At 52.0% G+C, this 15817-nt stretch carries 17 protein-coding genes; 7 read left to right on the top strand and 10 right to left on the bottom strand.

The features are described from left to right. Positions 1-9: 9 nt before the first annotated feature. The 6 genes from J7413_RS09165 to hemJ all read right to left on the bottom strand — a co-directional run bounded on the left by J7413_RS09165 (position 10) and on the right by hemJ (position 6471). Positions 10-819 (bottom strand): ParA family protein, encoded by an 810-nt coding sequence (locus J7413_RS09165; protein ID WP_209097786.1) that lies wholly within the window; start codon positions 817-819, stop codon positions 10-12. Continuing rightward, on the bottom strand, positions 797-1438 hold the full coding sequence (gene rsmG / locus J7413_RS09160; RefSeq protein WP_209097785.1) for a 16S rRNA (guanine(527)-N(7))-methyltransferase RsmG: 642 nt from the start codon (positions 1436-1438) through the stop codon (positions 797-799). The genes J7413_RS09165 and rsmG overlap by 23 nt, the downstream gene beginning before the upstream one ends. Beyond that, the gene (gene mnmG / locus J7413_RS09155; protein WP_209097784.1) at positions 1435-3297 is read right to left on the bottom strand and encodes a tRNA uridine-5-carboxymethylaminomethyl(34) synthesis enzyme MnmG; all 1863 of its coding nucleotides are present in this window, start codon (positions 3295-3297) and stop codon (positions 1435-1437) included. Before mnmG ends, rsmG begins: the two co-directional genes overlap by 4 nt. A gap of 23 nt (positions 3298-3320) precedes the next feature. Continuing rightward, positions 3321-4619, bottom strand: a complete 1299-nt coding sequence (gene mnmE, locus J7413_RS09150) for a tRNA uridine-5-carboxymethylaminomethyl(34) synthesis GTPase MnmE (protein ID WP_209097783.1) — start codon at positions 4617-4619, stop codon at positions 3321-3323. A 10-nt stretch (positions 4620-4629) separates the two neighbouring features. Further along, positions 4630-5901, bottom strand: a complete 1272-nt coding sequence (gene rho / locus J7413_RS09145) for a transcription termination factor Rho (protein ID WP_209097782.1) — start codon at positions 5899-5901, stop codon at positions 4630-4632. Positions 5902-6021: 120 nt separating this feature from the next. Continuing rightward, a complete protein-coding gene (hemJ, locus tag J7413_RS09140) occupies positions 6022-6471 on the bottom strand; it encodes a protoporphyrinogen oxidase HemJ (protein WP_209097781.1) in 450 nt (149 codons plus the stop codon). A 413-nt stretch (positions 6472-6884) separates the two neighbouring features. On the opposite strand from hemJ, the gene J7413_RS09135 reads away from it, so the two are divergent. Genes J7413_RS09135 through dnaQ form a run of 4 tightly spaced genes read left to right on the top strand, consistent with a single transcriptional unit; the run spans position 6885 to position 9643 of the window. Beyond that, a complete protein-coding gene (locus tag J7413_RS09135; protein ID WP_209097780.1) occupies positions 6885-7484 on the top strand; it encodes a Maf family nucleotide pyrophosphatase in 600 nt (199 codons plus the stop codon). Beyond that, complete coding sequence (locus J7413_RS09130) at positions 7481-8314, top strand: shikimate dehydrogenase (protein WP_209097779.1); 834 nt, start codon at positions 7481-7483, stop codon at positions 8312-8314. The genes J7413_RS09135 and J7413_RS09130 overlap by 4 nt, the downstream gene beginning before the upstream one ends. Then, positions 8311-8913, top strand: a complete 603-nt coding sequence (coaE, locus tag J7413_RS09125; RefSeq protein WP_209097778.1) for a dephospho-CoA kinase — start codon at positions 8311-8313, stop codon at positions 8911-8913. The genes J7413_RS09130 and coaE overlap by 4 nt, the downstream gene beginning before the upstream one ends. Then, positions 8906-9643: a DNA polymerase III subunit epsilon gene (gene dnaQ / locus J7413_RS09120; protein WP_209097777.1), complete on the top strand. Its 738-nt coding sequence runs from the start codon at positions 8906-8908 to the stop codon at positions 9641-9643. The genes coaE and dnaQ overlap by 8 nt, the downstream gene beginning before the upstream one ends. A gap of 39 nt (positions 9644-9682) precedes the next feature. Here dnaQ and secB read toward each other — a convergent pair whose 3' ends face one another. Both secB and J7413_RS09110 read right to left on the bottom strand, forming a co-directional pair. After that, positions 9683-10177: a protein-export chaperone SecB gene (gene secB, locus J7413_RS09115; RefSeq protein WP_209097776.1), complete on the bottom strand. Its 495-nt coding sequence runs from the start codon at positions 10175-10177 to the stop codon at positions 9683-9685. Positions 10178-10233: 56 nt separating this feature from the next. After that, positions 10234-10776 (bottom strand): FxsA family protein, encoded by a 543-nt coding sequence (locus J7413_RS09110; RefSeq protein ID WP_209097775.1) that lies wholly within the window; start codon positions 10774-10776, stop codon positions 10234-10236. Positions 10777-10881: 105 nt separating this feature from the next. On the opposite strand from J7413_RS09110, the gene J7413_RS09105 reads away from it, so the two are divergent. The 3 genes from J7413_RS09105 to J7413_RS09095 are packed head-to-tail and all read left to right on the top strand — an operon-like array spanning position 10882 to position 13180. Next, complete coding sequence (locus J7413_RS09105) at positions 10882-11541, top strand: Tim44/TimA family putative adaptor protein (protein ID WP_209097774.1); 660 nt, start codon at positions 10882-10884, stop codon at positions 11539-11541. Between the two features lie 38 nt (positions 11542-11579). Beyond that, positions 11580-12590, top strand: coding sequence for an MltA domain-containing protein (locus J7413_RS09100; protein ID WP_247743449.1), 1011 nt, complete (start codon positions 11580-11582; stop codon positions 12588-12590). Further along, positions 12587-13180 carry a Smr/MutS family protein gene (locus J7413_RS09095; protein ID WP_209097772.1) on the top strand — a complete coding sequence of 198 codons (594 nt, stop codon included), beginning with the start codon at positions 12587-12589 and terminating at the stop codon, positions 13178-13180. The genes J7413_RS09100 and J7413_RS09095 overlap by 4 nt, the downstream gene beginning before the upstream one ends. Here the strand turns inward: J7413_RS09095 and J7413_RS09090 are convergent. Both J7413_RS09090 and hslU read right to left on the bottom strand, forming a co-directional pair. After that, on the bottom strand, positions 13166-14389 hold the full coding sequence (locus J7413_RS09090) for an MFS transporter (RefSeq protein WP_209097771.1): 1224 nt from the start codon (positions 14387-14389) through the stop codon (positions 13166-13168). The genes J7413_RS09095 and J7413_RS09090 overlap by 15 nt on opposite strands. A gap of 109 nt (positions 14390-14498) precedes the next feature. Then, positions 14499-15809, bottom strand: coding sequence for an ATP-dependent protease ATPase subunit HslU (hslU, locus tag J7413_RS09085; RefSeq protein WP_209097770.1), 1311 nt, complete (start codon positions 15807-15809; stop codon positions 14499-14501). Positions 15810-15817 lie beyond the last annotated feature (8 nt).

Here is a 15817-nt window from a genome sequence, read left to right as displayed (position 1 = left end):
TGGCCTCCTTTATGCTGCTACTTTGTAGTTTTTGGCCAACAGCTCTTTTGCCAAAGACCTGTAGGCTTCGGCACCTTTTGAAGTCGGATCATATTCCAGTACCGACTGTGCGTATGATGGCGCTTCAGAAACGCGGACGTTGCGCGGAATCTTCGTCTCAAAGACCAATTCCCCCAAGTTGTCGCGCGCATCTTGTTCGACTTGTTGGGACAAATTGTTCCTTGCATCAAACATGGTCAAAACAATGCCCTCAATCCGAAGACCAGAATTCGCTGTTTGACGCACTTCCCTCACGGTGAGCATCAATTGAGAAAGCCCCTCAAGTGCAAAAAACTCACTTTGCAGAGGGATAAGCACAGAGTGTGCTGCAATCATAGCGTTCACAGTTAGTAAGTTCAGAGAGGGCGGGCAATCGACAAGAATGTAGTCGAGCTCATATCCATCCATCGCTGGCTGGCGCAAAGCATCGTGCAGGAGAAAACTACGTTTTTCATTGGTCATAAGCTCAATGTCAGCAGAACTAAGATCAACAGTCGCCGGGACAATCCACATTGTCTCCATTTCAGTGGCTTGAACAACGTCTTCGAGCTCAGCTTCCCCTGTCAAAAGATCATATGTGGTGTGCTCTCTGTCTTCAGCATCAATACCCAACCCAGTGGAGGCGTTCCCTTGTGGATCCAGATCTACCAGAAGAACCCGGCATTTTTGTTCGGCCAAAGCAGCAGCCAAATTGATTGCTGTTGTGGTCTTCCCCACTCCCCCTTTTTGGTTGGCCACAGCAATGATTTTAGGGCCCTTAGGGCGTGTGGGATCCGACACGTTTGAGTTCTCCGACTTTCAGGATGACTGCTTGAGAGTCTGTAATACTCTTTACCACTTCGTAATCAAATGACCATAATTCCTGGACGGATTTAAGTTCTTTTTCCCAATTCGCGCCTTTTGGGAACACGGCGGTACCGTTTCTATGCAAATGGCGCTCAGTAAACTCAAAAAGTAACCCTAGATCGGCCAATGCGCGCGCAGAAAGGACATCTGCATTTTGTGCAGGAGCCTTTTCAATGCGCTCAGTGAGAATCTTAGCCTCAACACCGGTTTCTCTTAAAACTGTTCGGAGAAAGGCGCATTTTCTTTGATCGCTTTCGATAAGCGTCACACCTTCAGGCGCCTCGCGCTCCGCGTTCATAAGCGCGACAACCAACCCAGGAAATCCACCACCACTACCGATATCAACCCAATGATTGGCACGACTTGGCGCACACCGTAGCACTTGCACAGAATCCAGAATGTGTCTTTCCCAGAGTGCGTCCAAAGTGCTCTTAGAAACCAGATTGATACGCGGATTCCACTTCACCAAGAGTTCGGCAAGAATTTCTAGACGCTCAAATGTTTCACGTGAAACATCTAGTTTATTTCGAATTGAGACCGAACAGTCCGTCATGCTGACTTTGCCTTCTGCGCCTGCCGCAGCTTCGCAAGCAATAGTGTCAATGCAGCAGGTGTCATACCATCGATACGTCCGGCTTGTCCCAAGTTAGATGGGCGAACCGAATTAAGCTTATATTTCAATTCGTTGCTTAATCCATCAATGACATCGAAATCGAAGCCCGACGGAATAATCAGCGCTTCATCCCGCCGCATGGCGTCTACATCGCGTTTTTGACGTTCAATGTAGTTTGCATAAAGTGCATCCCGCTCCAACTGCAACTGGATCTCTTTGTCTACATTTTCATAAGCGCCATTCAACGCGATCAAATCCTCAAATCCCACCTCAGGGAATGCAAGCACCTGAAACGCAGAGCGGCGATTACCATCTTGATTGACAGCGATCCCTGCATCTTTGATCTGTTTTGGTGTAAAGATCTCCTGTTCGAGCAACGTCCTCCCAGCTGAGAGCATCTCCTGCTTCTTTGCAAAGGCGTCTTTCCTGGTTTCTCCGATCAGCCCAAGCTCCATCCCCATCGGTGTAAGTCGTTGATCCGCATTATCAGCGCGCAAGGACAAACGGAATTCAGCACGCGACGTGAACATACGATAGGGTTCAGTCACACCGCGCGTGATCAAGTCATCTATCATCACACCAATATAGCTATCGGAACGGCTGAAATGGTGCGGCTCTTTGCCCTTTGCATACAAAGAAGCGTTCAAACCAGCCACAAGGCCCTGTGCCGCCGCTTCTTCATATCCAGTGGTGCCATTAATCTGTCCCGCAAGATATAGACCCGGAACCCCCTTCACACCCAATTCAGCGTTCAATGCTCGTGGGTCAACATAGTCGTATTCTATCGCATAACCGGGCTGAACGATCTCGACATCTTCAAGGCCATACATCGACCGGACATAGGCTTCCTGCACATCTACAGGCAAAGAAGTGGAGATTCCGTTTGGATACACCGTGTCATCATCCAGACCTTCTGGCTCAAGAAAGACCTGATGGGACTCCTTATCCGCGAAGCGCACAATTTTATCTTCGATGGATGGACAATACCGTGGCCCAACCCCGTCGATATGGCCGCCATACATAGCAGAGCGATCAAGGTTCTCGCGAATGATCTCATGGGTTTTGGGATTGGTATGGGTGATGCCACAGGCAATTTGACGCGCGAGGGGAGCTTTGTTCAGGAAGGAGAAAACAACAGGGTCTTCATCCCCCGGCTGGCTGGCCAACAGATCCCATTTGATGGTCTTGCCGTTCAAACGCGGTGGCGTACCAGTTTTCAGGCGGCCCAGAGGCAGGCCAAAACTGTCGATGCGCTCGGCAAGCTTGACGGAGGCCTCATCACCCATCCGCCCGCCAGGACGCGAGACATCGCCAATGTGAATGACACCGCGCAAAAAGGTGCCTGTAGTCAGGACGACGGCATGCGCAGAAATTTCAGAGCCATCTGCAAGGATCACGCCGCGCACGGCCTGCCCTTCCATACGAAAATCCGTGGCTTCGCCTTCGACAATTGTCAGATTTGGTATGGCTTCGATCTCTGCCAGCATCTCTGTGCGGTAAATCTTGCGATCAGATTGCGCGCGTGGGCCTTGTACTGCGGGGCCTTTGCGGCGGTTAAGAAGGCGAAACTGAATACCCGCCTTATCGGCGATACGGCCCATCACACCGTCCAGCGCATCCACTTCACGCACCAGATGGCCTTTACCAAGGCCCCCAATCGCAGGGTTGCAGGACATGACGCCAATGCCGGATTTCTTCAGCGTGATAAGCGCCGTTTGGGCCCCCATACGCGCAGCCGCGGCGGCAGCGTCCGCTCCGGCATGTCCGCCGCCCACAACAATGACGTCAAAATGTTTCACGTGAAACACTCCCTTAACTTTGATTACTTTCCGATACAGAAACTTGAGAAAATTTCATCCAACAAGTTCTCTACATCGACATGCCCAACGATAGAATCAAGGGATCGAATCGCCGTTCGCAGTTCTTCAGCACCTATATCATAGTGATCTGGTCCCAAGGCGAGAACAGCCCGGCCTGCATCAAGGGACTCTGATGCGCGCTTCATAGCGATACGATGACGTTCACGCGTTGCGACACCGGATCTCGATGCCTGTTCTGACAGTTTATCGGTAATTTCAGCCACCAACTCCGTGACACCGAAACCAGTCTTTCCAGATATCGCGTTGTCCAGATCATCCAGCGTATCAGCCTTTGCAATCCGGATCACATCTTCTGGCATAGGTTCAAAGTCAGGGCTTTCATCCTGAGTTCTAAGGAAAAGGCGCAAATCTGCTGCCTCTGCCCGTTCACGGGCGCGTTGGATCCCAATGCCTTCAACATGATCATCCGTTTCACGCAATCCTGCGGTGTCGAGCAAGGTCACAGGCAAGCCATTCAGCTCCATACGGACCTCGATCACGTCGCGCGTGGTGCCAGCATATTCAGAGGTGATCGCCGCTTCGCGCCCAGCAAGCGCATTGAGCAAAGTGGATTTCCCGACATTGGGCGCGCCAAGTATAGCCACCTCAAATCCAGTGCGAATGCGTTCGGCGGTATCTACTCCTGCAATCTCACGATCCAATTCAGATCGCACGCCAGAGAGCAATTCCGTGACCTCAGGGGTCACATCGACAGGAACATCTTCGTCGGCAAAATCAATGGTGGCTTCGATGAGAGCTGCAGCTCGGATCAGATCGCTACGCCATTTGCCCGCGAGATCACCGAGATCGCCAGACAAAACGCGCAAGGCTTGCCGTCGTTGAGCTTCGGTTTCTGCATCAATCAGATCCGCCAAACCCTCTACCTGCGCAAGATCAAGACAGCCATTTTCCAAAGCACGACGAGTGAACTCCCCTGCTTCAGCCAAACGAAGACCATCTATCTCGGAAAGCTCTCGCAAGACTGCGTTCACCACGGCGGTAGAGCCATGCAGATGAAGCTCAAGGACCTCTTCGCCGGTGAAACTGGCTTTCTCTTCGAAATAGAGCACCAAAGCCTGATCCAGACGACGGCCTTCGCTGTCTTTCAAGATCTTCAAAGCAGCATTTCGTGGTTTGGGTAACGCTCCGAAAAGCGCCCTGCCCGCCTCAGCAGCCCGGGAACCGGACACACGAACGACAGCGACCCCCGCTTTACCGGGGGCCGTTGCTAAGGCGAAAATTGTGTCTGGCACATAGGCCATGTCACATTCCTTAAGTGTTCATCGAGTCAAAGAACTCGCCATTGGTTTTGGTTTGCTTCAGCTTGCCAAGCAAGAATTCGACAGCATCTGTGGTGCCCATTGGGTTGAGGATACGACGCAGTACGAAAGTCTTGGCCAGATCGCCTTTGTCGACGAGCAGATCCTCTTTCCGCGTACCGGATTTGAGAATGTCGATCGCCGGGAAGACACGTTTGTCTGCGACTTTCCGATCCAGCACGATCTCAGAGTTACCGGTGCCTTTGAACTCTTCAAAGATCACCTCATCCATGCGCGAGCCGGTGTCGATCAGCGCAGTTGAAATGATGGTCAGCGATCCACCTTCTTCGATGTTACGGGCAGCACCAAAGAAACGTTTGGGGCGTTGCAATGCGTTGGCGTCCACACCACCGGTCAAAACTTTACCAGAGGAAGGCACCACGGTGTTGAACGCGCGACCAAGTCTTGTGATTGAGTCCAGAAGGATCACAACATCTCGTTTATGTTCCACAAGGCGCTTTGCCTTTTCAATCACCATTTCAGACACAGCAACGTGGCGGGTGGCCGGCTCGTCAAAGGTAGAGGAAATAACCTCCCCTTTCACGGAGCGCTGCATGTCTGTCACCTCTTCCGGGCGTTCGTCGATCAGCAGAACGATCAAGTAACACTCTGGGTGGTTGGCTTCGATGCTGTGCGCGATATTTTGCAGCAACACGGTTTTACCGGTTCGTGGCGGAGCCACAATCAAAGACCGTTGCCCCTTACCAATTGGCGCCACCAAATCAATTACACGAGCGGAGCGGTCCTTGATGGTGGGATCTTCGATCTCCATCTTCAGGCGCTCATCCGGATAGAGCGGTGTTAGGTTATCGAACGCAATCTTGTGCTTGGCTTTCTCTGGCGCTTCAAAGTTGATCTGAGACACACCAGTCAGCGCAAAATAGCGCTCATTGTCGCCAGGCGCGGTCATAACGCCATTCACAGTGTCACCCGTACGCAGAGAATGCTGACGGATCATATCTGGGCTGACATAGATATCGTCGGGGCCCGGCAAATAGTTGGCTTCAGGAGAGCGCAAGAAACCAAAACCGTCTTGGAGCACCTCAAGAACACCATCACCAGAGATTTCCCAACCATCATCCGCGCGCTCGCGCAGAATCTGGAACATCATCTCGCCCTTGCGCATCGTCGATGCGTTCTCGATTTCCAGCTCTTCGGCCATTGCCAAGAGTGCTTTTGGGCTTTTGGCTTTCAAATCGCCAAGAGCAAGCTTTTCTTGTGTCATGAAAAAATCCTGTGCTGCCCGAAATGGGGCAGGTCATGTGCTCTATATAAGGGATACACTTAACCCGGACGGGCCAGTTGACGACTCAGATACGGCTTTCGCTGTTCTGAGTCAATAAATTCAGAATTTCACCACCACCGAAACAACGATGATGACCATCAAGATCGTCGGCACTTCGTTCATCATACGATATTGGCGTCCAGTGAGGGTATTCTCGTTCCGGTCAAACTTCTTTCGCATTTGCATAAGCCAGTGATCAAATGCAGTCATGCAGATTACCCCAAATGCCTTGGTATACGGCCAAACAGACGACCAATCGACAATTCCGGGCGTAAAAACCAGTGTGAGACCCGCAAGCCATGCCGCAACACTTGCAGGCGCCATGATATAACGCTGCAGTTTGTATTCCATGATCTTAAGCGTTTCATCGAGCTGATCCCCCTGCTTAGCTCTTTCCGCATGATAGACGAATAGACGGGGGAGATAAAACAAGCCCGCCATCCAGCTGATCACAGCCATGATATGGAAAGCGAGGACGTAAGGGTAAATGTCTACCAGAAAGTAGCTCATGCGGTTTTGATCCTTGGGACGAGCCCACCCTCTCTAAATAAATAAATATATTTAGAAAAGGATGATGATTTTGTTGGGACGCGAAAACCTGTGGATTATGGAATTTCCCCCGCAGTTTTACACAGGAGGATAGAATTTCTAAGAAGACTCCCACATCTGGGGCTAAAGTGAAAAGAGTCATGTAGAGTCAAAGACTTGAGAAAAACATGATCTGTGGATGGCTGTGGATAAAGATGAGGATGAAGCGGTATGCGGCTGATTCCTCCCCCAGGTAAAGTTTTCCTCATCCACGGTGCAGGAAAACGGGGGATTTCCCTGAAGTCTGGGTGAGTTTCCCCAGCTTGCAAAATCTCACAGAAGTTTCCAGAAAGGACTCACCAGATGTTCCTTTCCTTCTCCACGGATTTATCCACATGACCTCTTCCCTGATCCTCGCTTCGGGCTCTGAGATACGAGCTCAGTTGCTTCGGAACGCAAACGTAGACTTTGAGACAGTGAAGCCGCGTGTGGATGAAGAGATGATCAAACGTGCGCTACAAGCAGAAGGCGCTTCCCCGCAAGATATTGCTGATGCGCTGGCAGAGGCGAAAGCGCGCAAAGTGAGTTCTAAACGACCAGAAGCCACCGTTCTTGGATGCGATCAGGTTTTAGATTTTAACGGCACCATCTTTTCTAAACCAGCGAGTGTCGCTGATGCACGCAATCAGCTCTTAATGTTGCGTGGCACACGGCATAAGTTGCTGTCTGCAGCGGTGATTTACCAAAATGGAGAACCGATCTGGAGGTTCGTCGGTGTCGTAAGGCTCTATATGAGGAACTTTAGCGACGCGTTCTTGGAAGAGTATCTCGCGCGCAACTTCGACAGTATTTCCCATGCTGTTGGAAGTTATAAACTCGAAGAAGAGGGGGTTCGGCTGTTTGATAAAATCGATGGAGATTATTTCACGGTGCTTGGAATGCCACTTGTTGAAATACTCTCATATTTGACCGTCAGGGGAGACCTAGAACAATGACCTTACCATCTATTCCCCTTGCTGGTGTGATCGGCAATCCAATCGCGCATTCGAAATCGCCTTTGCTACATGGGCACTGGCTGAAGAAGTACGAAATTTCAGGGCATTACATCCCAATGGAGGTGGCGGCCGATGATTTGGAGGATGTCTTAAGAGCAATGCCAAGGATGGGGTTTGTTGGTTGTAATGTGACACTCCCTCATAAAGAACGCGTTGTTCAGTTTGTGGATCAGATCACCGATCGCGCCACACTTATCGGTGCTGTGAACACACTGATTTTTCGCTCTGATGGTAGTATTATGGGCGACAATACAGACGGCTATGGTTTCATAGAAAACTTGCGCGATGGCGCATCTGACTGGCGGGCAGAAACTGGGGCTGCTGTGGTGCTTGGCGCCGGGGGGGCGGCCCGCGCTGTCGTGGCGTCTTTGCTAGATGCTGGCGTGCCTGAGATCCTGATCACAAATCGTACACGTGTTCGTGCCGAACGTTTAAGAGAGGATTTTGGCGCGCGCGTTAAAGTCATCGAATGGGTCCAGGCCGGCAATATTCTCGAAGAAGCGGCGACACTGGTGAACACAACTTCACTGGGGATGGCCGGAAAGTCTGAGCTTCGGATACCAATGGATGGTTTGCGCAGTGAAACAGTTGTGACGGATCTGGTGTACAACCCTCTCGTCACAAATTTCCTCAAAACAGCTCAAGAGCGCGGATGTGTGACCGTTGATGGCCTTGGAATGTTGTTGCATCAAGCTGTGCCGGGATTTGAGCGTTGGTTTGGCCGCCGTCCTGTTGTGGATGAAGCCACACGGCAGGTCGTTTTGGAATGACCAAACAAGTGTTCAAGCTCGGTTTGACCGGCTCTATTGGCATGGGTAAGTCAACGACAGCGCGCTTTTTTTCAGAGTTAGGCTGCCCGGTTTGGGATGCGGATGCGGCGGTGCACAGCTTATATGCGAAAGGGGGCGCAGCTGTAGCCCCTATTTCAGCGGCACTACCAGACGCGATTGAAGATGGAGCGGTTTCGCGAGATCGGTTGAAAGAGCTGATTGCAAAAGATGCGTCTGTGCTGAGCAAAATAGAAAAAATTGTCCATCCTTTGGTTGCCCAGGATCGCGCTGATTTCATCAAGGAAGCAGCCTCCGATATTCTCGTTTTTGATATTCCATTGCTTTTTGAAACAGGTGGCGCAGCAGCGATGGACGCGGTAGTTTGTGTCTCTGTTTCACCGGAATTACAGAAAAATCGTGTGCTGGAACGCGGTACGATGACCGAGGACCAGTTTGAGCACATTCGGTCAAAACAGATGCCAAACGAAAAAAAAGTGGCTTTATCGGACTATGTGGTAGAAACGGATACACTTGACCATGCCCGGTCTCAGGTGGAGAAGATCGTGAAAACCATCAGAGGACAGTTGGATCATGCGTGAAATCGTACTTGATACGGAAACCACAGGCTTTGATCCGTTTTCTGGCGACCGCATCGTCGAAATAGGCGCGTTGGAGCTCTACAATCATCTGCCAACCGGCGAGACATTTCATGTCTACATCAACCCTGAGCGATCCATGCCGGATGAGGCGTTCAAGGTGCACGGAATTGGCCCAGATCTCTTGGATATCCCTCGTGATGCCGCGCCGGGAGAGGTGACACTGCGCGACAAACCTGTGTTTAACGCGTTTGGCCAAAAGTTTCTCGATTTCATCGGCAATGATAGCAAACTTGTCATCCATAATGCCAAGTTCGACATGAAATTCTTAAATGCCGAATTGAGCTGGATGAACCTGCCGCAAATTCCGATGGAACGCGCTGTCGATACGTTGGAAATGGCGCGTAAGAAATTTCCGGGGTCTCCTGCAACGCTGGACGCTCTTTGCCGCAGATTTGGGATCGATAACTCCTCACGGACGTTGCACGGCGCTCTTCTTGACTCCGAAATTCTGGCGGAAGTGTATCTCGAGCTGATTGGGGGACGACAACCAGATCTGGTTTTGGCGTCTAACAATACTTCAGAAAAGAAAAGTGCCACCATCCAAGATGACTGGCGTCCAAGTGCTCGGCCAACGCCTTTGCCGTCTCGGCTTTCAGAAGCAGAAGCGGAGGCACATAAAGCTTTTGTGGAGAAAATGGGCGCTGACGCCCTCTGGTCCAAACTCGGCTAGTTTGGGTAAGGCGCTGCCAAAGGGGCAGCGCCAAACTGATCAGTTGGCGACAGGCTGTTCGCTCTGTTCCTGTGCACGACGCGCGAGTTCAGCGCGATAAAGTGCTACAAAATCAATAGTTTCCAAGTTCAATGGTGGGAAACCACCATCGCGTGTCACGTCTGACACAATGCGACGCACGAATGGGAACAACATGCGTGGGCATTCGATCAGAAGGAACGGATGCAGTTGATCTTCTGGTACGCCTTCAACGTGGAAAACGCCAGCATAGTCCATCTCAAGGATGAACATTTCAGCACCGTCATCTTTGTTCTTGGCTGTGATGTTCAGTTTGATAGCAACTTCAAACTGGTTATCTGCTGCGCGCTTCTTGGCATCCAAGTTCACTTGTACCTGGACATCAGGCTGTGGGTTTGCGCTAGAGCCTTTTTGAGCGAGAATATTCTCAAACGACATGTCGCGCACGAACTGGGTCAGAACGTTCATTTTCAGCTGCGGCGCTTGCTGTGCAGCACCGTTTTCAGTTTCTGCCATTTTGGGTCTCCAAAAAAATCGCGTTTGGCCTGCTTTATCAGGTCAAACTATGCGCCTCAATGCTTTGTCCAACCTGAAGGCGAATGTGTGGGTTTTTTCACCTGATTGTCCTGTTTAGCGGCAAACTCAGTGGATGGGTCGACTTCAGTAAACTCTCCGTCAATCACCTCATTTTCTTGCGCCCCAGAGTGGCGCTTTGCACTCTGCGCATGAAATGAAGCGCCGGTCGAACCTCCCATGGAAAAACTTTGCACCTTTATGCGTTTTCGAGCGTATTGAAACACAGCAGAGCGAAACGGAGGTGTCAGTAAGGCAAAGCCAACAGCGTCTGTAAAAAAACCAGGTGTCAGCAGAAGAACACCAGCAATCAGGATCATTGCGCCATGCGCCAAAGGCTCAGTTGGATCATTCAATTCGTTGAAAGACTGTTGAACATTTCCGATGGCAGCGAGACCCTGAGAGCGCACAAGGTGAGTGCCCAGGATTGCTGTCAACAGAACGATTGCCAATGTCGGCCAAAGGCCAATAGCGCCACCAACACTGACAAACAGTGCGATCTCAATCATTGGGATCGCAATAAAGGCTATAAGAAGCCACATCTTCGTTTAACTCCAATGTCATCCTCTGGCGAGGTGGACTTGACCCCGCCTGTAACTTACATAAGTGCGTGAGACAGTTGTTTCCATGCCCAACAAGAGGTTCAAATGAACTCCACCCTTCTTCAAGTATTGGTTCTTGCCGGTATTGCTGTGTTTTTGATCCTGCGTTTGCGCAATGTACTGGGAACACGTGATGGGTTTGAACCCCCTCGTCAGGAAGCCGCAGCGCCGTCCCGTCGTCGGGGGCCAGAGCTCGAAGTGATTGAGGGAGGTCCGGATCAAGATATCTTGGACCATGCCGAAGAAGGCAGCCCCCAGGCTGAAGCCTTGGCCAAGATGAAATCCGCTGAGCCTCAGTTCGGAGTGAATGACTTCCTTGGGGGAGCCCGAGGCGCTTATGAGATGATCCTCATGGCGTTTGAGAAAGGAGAGCTTTCCGACATCAAAGATTTTCTCGGAGAAGAAGTCTATGAGAGCTTTGCTTATGTCGTGCAGATGCGCGAAGAAAAAGGTCTGACTGTCGAAAGCGAATTTGTCGGTGTGCGCGAAATGGTTCTTCAAGATGCCACATTTGATGATGCCACCAAAGAAGGCGAAATCACTGTGCGCTTTATTGGGGAACTGACCCATGTTGTGCGTGACAACGGCGGCGATATCGTGGAAGGCAGCGATAGTCAGATCAAGCGCCAAAAAGATGTTTGGACCTTCGCGCGCGTGATGGGAGCGGATGATCCTAACTGGCAGCTTGTTGCCACAGGCGAATGAATAAGACGTTTCGGGCGGCGTTTGCCGCAGCCCATCTGATGGCCGGTCTCTTGGTCGGGAGCGTAGCGATGTCCGAAACGACTATGAAAATCCTTTCGTTTGAAGACCTTGATGGATGGGCCGCAGATGATCATGAGGCGGCCCGTCAGGTATTTCTAAACACCTGCGCCGATCTGGATGCACCAGATTGGCAAACGATCTGCGCGGCAGCGACGGGCATTTCTGATGCCAAGAAGTTCTTTGAGCTACTTTTTCGGCCGGTACTCATAGAAGAGTCAGGCCGAGGTGCATTGTTCACCGGATATTTTGAACCAGAACTCAATGGCGCAAAACGTCCCGGCGGCCAATATCAATATCCGATATATCGTGTGCCTCCTGAGGTTCGAAAAGGGGGGCAATGGCTGACACGACGCGAGATCGAAACAAGTGGCGCAATGGCGGGTCGCGGTTTGGAGATTGCTTGGGTTGACGATCCTGTAGAGCTGTTTTTTCTTCAAATCCAAGGATCCGGCCGCATTCGCCTCCCAGATGGCGGCTATATCAGAGTGGGATACGGTGGTGCGAATGGCCATCAGTATCGATCTGTCGGTGCAGAACTTGTTCGGCGTGGCATCTACAGTGCGCATCAGGTGAGTGCACAGGTCATCAAGAATTGGGTAAAGCGTAACCCTGTGGATGGTGCGGAACTGCTTCGTCACAATGACAGCTTTGTCTTCTTTCGAGAGGTCAGTCGTGTGCCTGCGCACAAAGGTCCGCTAGGCGCGATGAACCGGTCGATCACTACGCTTCGTTCCATTGCCGTTGATCCTGCATTTACACCTCTTGGCGCGCCGGTATGGGTGGAAAAAGACGGTGACGGTCCGATACGTCGTTTGATGATCGCGCAAGATACAGGATCCGCCATCAAAGGAGCACAGCGTGCAGATATTTTCTTTGGCACTGGCGATGCTGCTGGTCTAGCCGCGGGGACTTTGAAGGACCCAGGTCGCATGGTTGTTCTTTTGCCGATCCAGCGCGCCTATGCCATGCTGCCGGAGTCGGTTCTGTGACACGGCGTAAATTAAGCGAAGATGAAGTTGCGCTTTGGCGTAAGGTTGCTGAGACGGCAGAACGTCTTAATCCAGCTGCGAAATCGCATGATTTGCCTCTACCAAAGCCCAAGCCTCAAAAGAAACCACGCTTGCGCGAGGCATCCCCTGCCCTGCCGGCATTTGAAGTTGGATCGCGCGCTTCGTCTGAATTGCGCGGACATGATCTGATGGGCTCTGTTTCAGATCGCGTTGCGCGGCAACCTGTACAAATGGACAAGAAAGCCTTTGGCCGCATGAAACGAGGAAAGCTGGTTCCAGAAGGTAAAATCGATCTGCATGGCATGACTGCCGATCAGGCGCATGGGGCGTTGACCGGGTTTATCATGCGCTCCCATGGGGAAGGAAAGCGGCTGGTGCTGGTCATCACCGGCAAAGGCAAATCTAAGCGCGATGATGGGCCAATTCCGACGCGGCGCGGTGTTCTCAAACATCAGGTGCCACAGTGGTTTGCCCTGCCCCCAATGAAAAGCTGTATTTTGCAGGTTGCTGAAGCGCATATCAAACACGGTGGCACCGGGGCGTATTACGTTTATCTACGGCGTCGGTAGTCTGCGGCGTGCCCGGGCAAAAGGGATGATCATCGCGACGCTTGCGACTGCAAAACAAACGGCAAAGCTCTGGAGCTGGCTTTCATAGGCGACGCCTGAATCAATCAACCACCCCGACAAACCGGGCCCAAGCGCAGATCCTAGGACGCCAAAAGCTGCCACAGTGGCTTTAATCGCGCCAAGATGCGCCGTACCAAAGAATTCAGACCAGACCGATGCAGGCAATGTTGCCATGCCTCCCCCAGCCATCCCCATCAAAATGACACCTACCGCGACCCAACTTACCGTGGGTGCCCATGCGTGGATCGTGAACGCGGCCACAAGCGGTAGTAGATAAAACGGCATAAGGCGTGCGGCACCAAATCTGTCGATCAACCAGCCATAGATCAAGGTCGACAGGCCAAACGAAGCGGTCCCAAGCGGGAAGACAGCGACAAGAGAGAGGTGTGACCAGCCCTTTATTTCCGCAAAATAGGCTTGTTGGAAGAAAAACACAGTGGCGAAGGCCGGGAAAGCCATCATTGCAGGAATTGCAGAGAGAAAAACCGGATGGCGAAGGGCCTCCCACCGCGTCCAGTTGCGGCCTTCCATGCCAAGTGTAGAGTTTTTTGAAGTGATACTGCTTGGCTCGCGTTCTTGGCGCAGGAATATGAAAATGATCGGCGCCATGACAAGGCAAAAGCAGGCAGCAGCGATCCAGATCATGTGCCAATCAATGCGGGTTTTTAACCACACCACCGCAATTGGCATGACCGCTTCGGCCAACATGAAGCCCATTGTGGCAAAGGCCAACGCGCGGCCACGAGACGCGGAAAACCAGCGAGCCATGGCCACAGCAGAAATATGCGGGAGCATCCCCTGGGCGGTAAATCGTAGCGCGAGAATAATGAAAGGCAGCGCCCAGACCCAGGTAAGCTGCGATAGTGCAAAACACGCGCATGCCAGAAAAATGAGCATTATAGGGCCAAGCAGGCGCACGCGGATGCGATCAGCGAGGGTGCCCGCCCAAAGCATCAGCAATGCAGATGTGCCTGTGCCAAGCATGTAAATGGCGCCCCATTCCCCATGTGACAGATCAAAGCCAGCACGAATATCGGCCGCAAAGGTTCCGATGAAGAAGGTCTGTCCAAAACAGGACAGAAACATCAGCGCAGCACCGGGCAAAAGAAAGCGCCCGTTTTGCCGCAAGAATGCACGGGTAGAAATCATGGCAGTGGCTCAAAGGATTGGGCTTTTGGCGCGCAGCGGGCAAAAGAAAGCCCCGGAAAGATAACTCTCCGGGACTATGGCTGTCTTTATCCAATGGGACCAGAAGAAATCAGAGCACGTAGCGGCTGACGTCCATAGATTTCGCAAGTTCACCCAAATTCGTTTCTACGAATGCTGCATCAATGGTGATTTCCTCTCCGGATCGATCTGGTGCGGAGAAGCTGAGTTCTTCAAATACCCGTTCCATCACGGTGTAAAGGCGACGCGCACCGATGTTTTCCACCGATTGGTTTACTTCCGCAGCGATCTTGGCAAGGGCTGAAATGCCATCGGCCGTGAAGGTTACAGTGACTTCTTCGGTGCCCATCAACGCGGTGTACTGACGTGTCAGCGCGTTGTCTGTTTCGGTCAGAATGCGGACGAAATCCTCTTCGGTCAGGGCGCGCAGTTCGACGCGGATCGGGAGACGCCCCTGAAGCTCCGGCAACAGATCAGATGGTTTTGCGATATGGAACGCACCGGAGGCGATGAACAGGATATGGTCAGTCTTCACCGGGCCATGCTTGGTTGAGACTGTGGTGCCTTCGATCAACGGCAGCAGGTCGCGCTGAACCCCTTCACGAGAAACATCCCCACCGCGCGCTTCTTGGCGGGCGCATACTTTGTCGATCTCATCCAAGAAAACGATGCCGTTCTGCTCCACAGCTTTTAGGGCGGCGGTGTTGACGGTTTCATCATCCAGCAGCTTGTCAGCCTCATCTGAAATTAGCACTTCATAGCTTTCAGCAACTGTCATGCGTTTCTTGACGGTGCGACCACCCAGCGCTTTGCCGAAGATATCTCCGAGGTTCATCATGCCCATTTGGCTGCCAGGTTGGCCGGGAATATCGAACATGCCCCCCATCGGGTTGGAGGTGTCCGCCACTTCCAGCTCGATCTCCGTGTCGTCTAGCAAGCCGTCTTTGAGCTTTTTGCGAAACATCTCGCGCGTCGCCTCACGCGCGTCTGTGCCTGCAATGGCTTCGATTACACGGTCTTCTGCCGCGGCGTGGGCTTTGACTTTTACGTCTTCGCGCATGTGTTCACGGGTTTGGATGATGGCTGCATCGACCAGATCACGCACGATTTGTTCCACGTCACGGCCCACATAGCCCACTTCAGTGAATTTTGTGGCCTCAACTTTGATGAAGGGGGCACGGGCGAGCTTTGCCAAACGGCGGCTGATTTCGGTTTTACCAACGCCAGTGGGGCCGATCATCAGGATGTTCTTTGGGTAGACCTCATCGCGGATGTCATCGGACAGCTGTTTACGGCGCCAACGATTGCGCAATGCAACGGCGACTGCGCGTTTGGCGTCTTTCTGACCGATGATGAAACGGTCGAGTTCAGAAACGATTTCACGAGGAGTTAGATCAGTCATGTGAGGTC

The organism is Shimia sp. R10_1, from assembly GCF_017744095.1.
GTDB lineage: Bacteria > Pseudomonadota > Alphaproteobacteria > Rhodobacterales > Rhodobacteraceae > Shimia.
Note: the sequence above shows the minus strand (reverse complement) of the source record. Positions and strands in the feature narration are given on the sequence as shown.

Coding starts and splice junctions, on each gene's coding strand:
- rsmG (WP_209097785.1), bottom strand. CDS start 1,438: ATGACGGACTGTTCGGTCTCAATTCGAAATAAACTAGATGTTTCACGT.
- mnmE (WP_209097783.1), bottom strand. CDS start 4,619: ATGGCCTATGTGCCAGACACAATTTTCGCCTTAGCAACGGCCCCCGGT.
- rho (WP_209097782.1), bottom strand. CDS start 5,901: ATGACACAAGAAAAGCTTGCTCTTGGCGATTTGAAAGCCAAAAGCCCA.
- hemJ (WP_209097781.1), bottom strand. CDS start 6,471: ATGAGCTACTTTCTGGTAGACATTTACCCTTACGTCCTCGCTTTCCAT.
- J7413_RS09135 (WP_209097780.1), top strand. CDS start 6,885: ATGACCTCTTCCCTGATCCTCGCTTCGGGCTCTGAGATACGAGCTCAG.
- J7413_RS09130 (WP_209097779.1), top strand. CDS start 7,481: ATGACCTTACCATCTATTCCCCTTGCTGGTGTGATCGGCAATCCAATC.
- coaE (WP_209097778.1), top strand. CDS start 8,311: ATGACCAAACAAGTGTTCAAGCTCGGTTTGACCGGCTCTATTGGCATG.
- dnaQ (WP_209097777.1), top strand. CDS start 8,906: ATGCGTGAAATCGTACTTGATACGGAAACCACAGGCTTTGATCCGTTT.
- secB (WP_209097776.1), bottom strand. CDS start 10,177: ATGGCAGAAACTGAAAACGGTGCTGCACAGCAAGCGCCGCAGCTGAAA.
- J7413_RS09110 (WP_209097775.1), bottom strand. CDS start 10,776: ATGTGGCTTCTTATAGCCTTTATTGCGATCCCAATGATTGAGATCGCA.
- J7413_RS09105 (WP_209097774.1), top strand. CDS start 10,882: ATGAACTCCACCCTTCTTCAAGTATTGGTTCTTGCCGGTATTGCTGTG.
- J7413_RS09100 (WP_247743449.1), top strand. CDS start 11,580: ATGGCCGGTCTCTTGGTCGGGAGCGTAGCGATGTCCGAAACGACTATG.
- J7413_RS09090 (WP_209097771.1), bottom strand. CDS start 14,389: ATGATTTCTACCCGTGCATTCTTGCGGCAAAACGGGCGCTTTCTTTTG.
- hslU (WP_209097770.1), bottom strand. CDS start 15,809: ATGACTGATCTAACTCCTCGTGAAATCGTTTCTGAACTCGACCGTTTC.